This is a genomic window from Shewanella sp. 10N.286.52.E4, assembly GCF_041468785.1.
In the GTDB taxonomy this organism is placed as follows: domain Bacteria; phylum Pseudomonadota; class Gammaproteobacteria; order Enterobacterales; family Shewanellaceae; genus Shewanella; species Shewanella electrodiphila.
Genome location: NZ_JBFRJJ010000022.1, coordinates 390,641 through 396,954, shown reverse-complemented (window position 1 = coordinate 396,954; position 6,314 = coordinate 390,641). Strand labels below are relative to the sequence as shown.

The window sequence follows — 6,314 nt, the reverse complement described above, 5'->3', positions numbered from 1 at the left end:
TTCGGCAAGCTACAAAAATCACTAACGCTTACGATGGGGCGTCCCTTCCCCTCGAAAGCTAGCCAGACATCCATGTCTGGACTCACGCGACTTTCTTGCTTACCTCGATTCAAATTGAATCTTCTAGCTAATTAAAACTAGATATTTTAGTTTTTTAAATTGACACGAATACAGTCAAATCGAAGAGATGAAAATTCGGGTGTAAGCACCGCGGTGACCGTCCATGACATGGACGTCATGGCCGAGCTTTCAGGGACCTTTTGATTTAAATAAAGAATGCAGCGTATCGCAGTTGTATCTGCACGATAGCCTGCGGCAGGCAATGGGTTAAATTACAGTCATGGACTACTGAAATTGAGTCAATGTAAATGAAGTATAAAGTTGATGCTAGTAACTCGTTTATGCCCCTTTGCGAGTTACATCCGATAAGCAGTACAGATAAGTAACATGCCCGTTGACCTACTTTTACGAATCGATAAGTGACTGCTGCTGATTACTTCTGATAAGGCATCAATTTCAATGCTCACTTTGCAAATATTTGTGCTCGTTTATCCAATACCACTCTGGTAGAGTGCATATAAATCAATAGCTTTACTTTAGTAAGGCTTAAATAATAGGTTTATTAAATGTGCATGCGCGCTTGCCAAATAAACGCGCATGCGCACTATACAAATGTTAGGTTCTTAAGGAGATTGAGCATCGATTATTCGAATATACCACTAGCACCAATTGCTACTGTGGTTGCTGCACTTATAACTTCACTTATTGCTTTTGTGAACCTGACTCTTAGTAAGGAACAAAAAACCTCAGAGTTTAGGCAAGCGTGGATAGATGGTTTACGTAATGACTTATCCGTATTTTTGTCTTCTGCGCGAGCTTTGTGTCGAGTTATGCAAGAGGTGCGAAGTCCACAAAGCGCAGATGAAGACGTTGAGTGTTTTAGGTTTAATAACGATCAAGTTGGAAAAATGAGATTTGAAGGCGCTGAAGCGCTATATCGTATAAAACTACGATTAAACAAAAGTGAACCTAAACATATCAAACTCAATGAATTGCTTACGTCTGCTACAACAATTCAGAATCAAATAAACATTGCTAAGGGTACGGATTACACTGAAGCCCTTAATGCTATAGAGAATGCATCGTCATATTCTCAAGATATTTTGAAAGATGAGTGGGAAAGGGTTAAAAGCGGAGAAAAATCATTTCGAGTGGCTAAAAATATAGTTATGCCATTAATAATGGCCATTTCTTTAGTCTTTATTACTGCTTTGCTGTTTAACTCACCAGAACCTAACAAGAAAATAAACAAGGACAAAAAACAGTTGGCTTTTGCTCCTGCGTCGCTTATTTTAACCAACTAATTTTTGCCTGTTATTTAGGCGTTATGTTTCAAAGGAGTAGTAGTTGTTACCTAAAGAAAAAATCTTGTTTCTTTGCGCATTTTTAGTCGCGGCATTTGCTGTAGTAACATACTTTTTCAACTTTCATTATGGATTTTCTAGTGAAGCAGCTGACTGGGGGAGTTTTGGTAGTTATTTGGCAGGAACAATTACAATTCCATTTAGTATCGTAACGTTGTATTTTATATATAAAACATATGTAGCTACTGAAAATACTTTAACAAGCAATTTGATCTCAATTAGAGCTTCTGAAGCTCACGATGCAATACGTGAAGCTTCTAATTTTGTAGAACAATCTCTAGATAATACGGTTTTATTCCAAGATAATGAAGTTACCTTTAGAGACTTGCACAATGATTTATCAAAATTTAAGCATATTCCAACACTTATAGAAACAGATCATATTTTCAAGCATCGCTACCGAATTTCTGTAGCTAAACCTATTCTTTGTCTCTATGATTTTTTAAACGCAGCAGAAAGTCAATTTGGAATAACGCCAACAATTCGGTTCTACAAAATACGTTATCAGTGGCTCATTAATTTACACAATGAACATAATCTTCAAGAAATAAATATGCCAAAATTTGGTATTACGTCAAAACAACTTGAAGATTACTTCTACAATATCGAGTGAAAACATAACAAGAAATTCCAGCAGACGCCTACGGCGCAGTTGAATTTGGCGTTACCGAATATCCGCTTGCCATATTTCACTACTGAGACTCACCACTTTACGAGCTTTACTCTATCTAATTTCTGTCCAACAACATGTCGGGACGTAAACCATTTACCTTCTATTATTGAGTTTGCAAGCGAACATATTCTAATGTTTTCCACCACCTATCTCGTAATTCTAAGCTAGAACAAATTACCAACAATGCTATTCAGATAATGTGATACTTTATCTGTCTCAAACCTCTGTATTATTGGGATAAATCTATGTGGATAGCGCTGACAATCCTTGCCGCTTTTATGCAGTCTTGGCGTAATGCATTTCAAAGTGAACTGAGTCAACAAGTGAAAGTTAGCGGTGTTACCCTTGCGCGGTTTATTTGGGCTGGGCCTATTGCGGCCGTGTATCTCATTAGTCTTTATCAGCTGCAACCGAGTGCTATTCCTACCTTTAGTTATCCTTTTTACCTGTTTGTTATTGGTGCATCTTTAATGCAAATCCTTGCGACAGGGTTGATGGTTAAATTATTCCAACTGAAAAACTTTGCGGTTGGGGCTGGGCTTGCTAAAAGTGAAGCCTTAGTGGCCGCCATATTAGGTGTACTGTTTTTTGGTACTAGCTTGAGCTTGTTAGGTTGGCTCGGGGTTATTATTGGTGCTGTTGCTGTCATGCTACTGAGTACGCAAAAAGGGGTTAAACGCTTATCGCTTAATACCATAATACTGGGTATTAGTAGCGGTATTGCGTTTGCGTTTACTTCGCTATGGGTACGAGAGGCGAGTTTGCTGTTAATTGTAGACTCTGCAGTTTCTACTCCTATTCCTTTTACTCACCGCGCTGCTTGGGTACTGCTGTCAGTGATTGGCTTGCAAACAATTATTCTAGTGACTTATCTAGCGATGAAAGACCGATTGACGTTATTGGCATTATGGCAGCGACCAAGGCTGACGATTTTGATCAGTGTTTGCAGTTGTATCGCATCCATTGGTTGGTTTAGCGCGATGTCATTGCAAGCGGTGCCTTATGTAAAAACCTTAGGCCAAATTGAAGTGTTTTTTACTATGCTCATCAGCGTTTTTTGGCTCAAACAAAAGATTAAGGTAAATGAGGTATTAGGGTTAGTGCTAATCGCAGTCGCCGCAATTTTAGTGATGTGGACCTAGTGCGTACTTAATCATTAAGTGTTTTAAACTAATGATGAAATAATGCCAAAAGGTGATTTTAATTTGTTGTTTTTTCATACTATACTGGCGTAAATAAAACCAAGAAGTTCGATTCAGGGAGTGTTTTATGCGTTATTCTTTTCGGCTAACTCGTATCGCGTTGGCGTGCGCCAGTTTATCTTTAGTATTCAGTGCCACTATAGATGCTAATAGCATACCTACTGGCACATCTACCTCCGCAGTAACTAATGCTAGCAATGATATGCCACCTGCAGCTTTTACTCCTGAGCAAGTCACTACGCCTCAAGACAGCGAATTTGATTGGTTGCAATTATCTTCACTTGAACTGCTAAAAGGTGAAATTAAGAACCTTTATGATGATCAATTAGAGTTCGAAAGTGATGAGTTAGACACCTTATTTATCGATTGGGAAGATGTAAAGGTGCTGCAAAGTGCTGATGTGGTGAGTATTGGCTTTATGGATTTAAGCACCCAAAGCGGCAAGCTATTAGTTCGAGATGGCAAAATGTATATAGACGGGCAAGAATTTCAGCGAGATCAGATTCTAACGATCATTGCTGGTGAACAATCTGAGTCTAATTATTGGTCGAGCAAAATTAGTTTAGGGGCAAATTTTCGCTCAGGTAATACGGAACAAATAGACTATAGCGCCATTGCTAAAACCAAACGCCGTACTACTGAATCTCGTTTCAATATTGATTATATTGGGAATTATTCAAAATCGGACAGCGAAGAGAAGATTAACAATAATCGTATTAATACCAACTTTGATTGGTTTTTATCAAAGCAGTTCTATTTGCGTCCTGTGTTTGCCGAAATTTATACCGACAAGTTTTTAAACATTGAATACAAGGTTACTGTCGGTTCTGGTTTGGGTTATAACATTATTGATAACTCGAAAACGGAGTGGAGTATTTCGGGCGGTCCTGCATATACATATACCAAGTTTAATAATGTTGAAGATGGTGAAAGCACTGATAGCAGTTCGGCTACAGTGGTGGTTGAAACGGTGTACGATACTGAATTAACCAGTGATATGGATTTTATTACTTCTTATCGTGTGCAATACGGTGATGACGACTCTGGTGGCTATACTCACCATGCTTTGGCGACATTAGAGATTGAGCTAACCGACATTTTTGATTTAGATTTATCCTTCGTGTGGGATCATACCGCCAGTCCGCAACCTGATTCAGACGGTTTGACGCCGAAAAAAAATGATTATCAATTTATTGTGGGTTTTGGTATCGATATTTAAGTGAGTTTTTAAGCTTACAAGTTAACGTTAAAGGCTCAGTAATGAGCCTTTTTTATTTCAGCTGTCTCGTTCTGGCATGTGTTTTCGATTGTAATGACTATAGCCATTAATCACTAAGTGGCTGACCAAGGTGCCAATTAATGCACCCGCAAGTAAATCCCCTAAGTAATGATAGTTCTGACCCAATTGTCCCATCAAAACAGCCACCATTGAGCTACACCAAAGCAACCGATATTGCGGCGCAAAGTGCCAAAATAGACTGGCAAAAGCAAAGGTGAGCAATGCATGACCTGATGGAAATGAATGAAAGCTATTAGAAAGTGAAAAGGGGTGAAACTCTTCAACGCCATGGGTAATCCACGAAAAATTATCGTTAGTCCAGGTTTCTGGCCAAGTACGGCCAAAGACCATTTTAGCGCTTACGCGCACTATGGTGGCGATGATGGCGACTAAAATGATGATGCGCCTGAGATGAAAAAGGTGTTTGTAGTGTTTGTAAAAGCTTACTAGCACAACAATGAGTGCAATGATTTCAAGTAATAAAGGGGTTTTAGAAAAGCTTTGTAATAGCAGGTTAGATTGAAGATTAACGTGCATGTACTCAGCAATAGTTCGATCAAAAAACGCGATACTGATCAGGGTTACTAGCCCACAACAGATGTAAGCAGCAACCATTTTTCGAGTAAAAGGAATTGTCTGAACCACAGAAGATGTTTTAATTCGTTTGCTATCGTCGTATTTATTAACAGACATTATAAGTCGGGTTGAGTTAATTGGTTGATCTTGTCCGTCATCGCGTTATTGGCTGGGGTTTTGATTTGATGAACACCGGCACGAGCTGCAACAAAGCCATTAATCTGAGCTATTTCTGTCATGCGTTGATATTTCACATCTTGATGCATGGATGAGAAGTTATTAGCTGTGAGGGTAATGACCTGAGCAATAGTCTCAAGTGATTCCGATAAAGATATAGTGATGCCTTCAGCATTTGCGACAGCGACACATTCAGTGGTGATGGCATTTATTTGCTGCTGATACTGTGGTTGAGCTAATTGACCATTTGGGCATTGCTCGATGGCAGTGATGGGGTTAATGGCGCAATTCACAATGAGTTTTTGCCATAAACCGAGCAAGATATTATCACTGATTTGGCTGTTAGGAATGGCTGTAACGAGTAGTTCAATTAACTGCGGAGTTAATTTATGGCCATGAAAATGTCCGAATACTGTTTTGCCGGTACCTGTTTGACGGACATGACGCTCAGTTACTTTTATTGCCGCTTGAGAGGTTGTGCCGAGATACAGATTGATATCAGTTCTTTGCTGAGATGCTAACAACGCCATGACCTGTAAATGCGGCCCCATACCGTTGTGCAAAAGGAGTAAAGTGGCATTGTGGGGCAGTTTGTCAATTAACGCTGTTAACGCCGCTTCGACTTGATAGGACTTAACGCACACAATAACCAGTTCAATGCAGGCCAACTGCTTAGGTGTCACCGTTTTAAGATTGTTAACTAAACATGGTTCGGTATGCACGTTAACAACATTGTTAGGCTTAACGTCACTGGATAAAGCTTCAAAAGTCAGCGGCTGAGTTTGGTTTTCTGCATCAGCTAGGGTGAAATTTCGTCCCAGTAATAATGGCTGAGTAAATGCATTAAGCTGATGATAGATCAACATGCCAATGGCGCCAGCGCCGACAACTGCAATGTTAGCGGGTGCAATATTTGGAGTCACATTGTCAGGGGTAACAGTGTTTGAAGTAACAGTGTTAGGAGCCGGGGAGTGCGAGCGCAT

At 39.7% G+C, this 6,314-nt stretch carries 6 protein-coding genes; 4 read left to right on the top strand and 2 right to left on the bottom strand.

Annotation, left to right across the window (positions count from 1 at the left end):
• The first annotated feature begins 692 nt into the window (after positions 1–692).
• The 4 genes from AB4153_RS13485 to AB4153_RS13470 all read left to right on the top strand — a co-directional run bounded on the left by AB4153_RS13485 (position 693) and on the right by AB4153_RS13470 (position 4,518).
• Positions 693–1,364 carry a hypothetical protein gene (locus AB4153_RS13485; protein WP_371997774.1) on the top strand — a complete coding sequence of 224 codons (672 nt, stop codon included), beginning with the start codon at positions 693–695 and terminating at the stop codon, positions 1,362–1,364.
• Positions 1,365–1,407: 43 nt separating this feature from the next.
• Complete coding sequence (locus AB4153_RS13480; RefSeq protein WP_371997773.1) at positions 1,408–2,037, top strand: hypothetical protein; 630 nt, start codon at positions 1,408–1,410, stop codon at positions 2,035–2,037.
• Positions 2,038–2,342: 305 nt separating this feature from the next.
• Positions 2,343–3,239, top strand: a complete 897-nt coding sequence (locus AB4153_RS13475; protein WP_371997772.1) for a multidrug transporter — start codon at positions 2,343–2,345, stop codon at positions 3,237–3,239.
• Between the two features lie 127 nt (positions 3,240–3,366).
• Positions 3,367–4,518 (top strand): YdiY family protein, encoded by a 1,152-nt coding sequence (locus AB4153_RS13470; RefSeq protein WP_371997771.1) that lies wholly within the window; start codon positions 3,367–3,369, stop codon positions 4,516–4,518.
• Between the two features lie 57 nt (positions 4,519–4,575).
• On the opposite strand, the gene AB4153_RS13465 is transcribed toward AB4153_RS13470, so the two are convergent.
• Positions 4,576–5,271, bottom strand: coding sequence for a phosphatase PAP2 family protein (locus AB4153_RS13465; protein WP_371997770.1), 696 nt, complete (start codon positions 5,269–5,271; stop codon positions 4,576–4,578).
• Complete coding sequence (locus AB4153_RS13460; protein WP_371997769.1) at positions 5,271–6,314, bottom strand: ketopantoate reductase family protein; 1,044 nt, start codon at positions 6,312–6,314, stop codon at positions 5,271–5,273. The genes AB4153_RS13465 and AB4153_RS13460 overlap by 1 nt, the downstream gene beginning before the upstream one ends.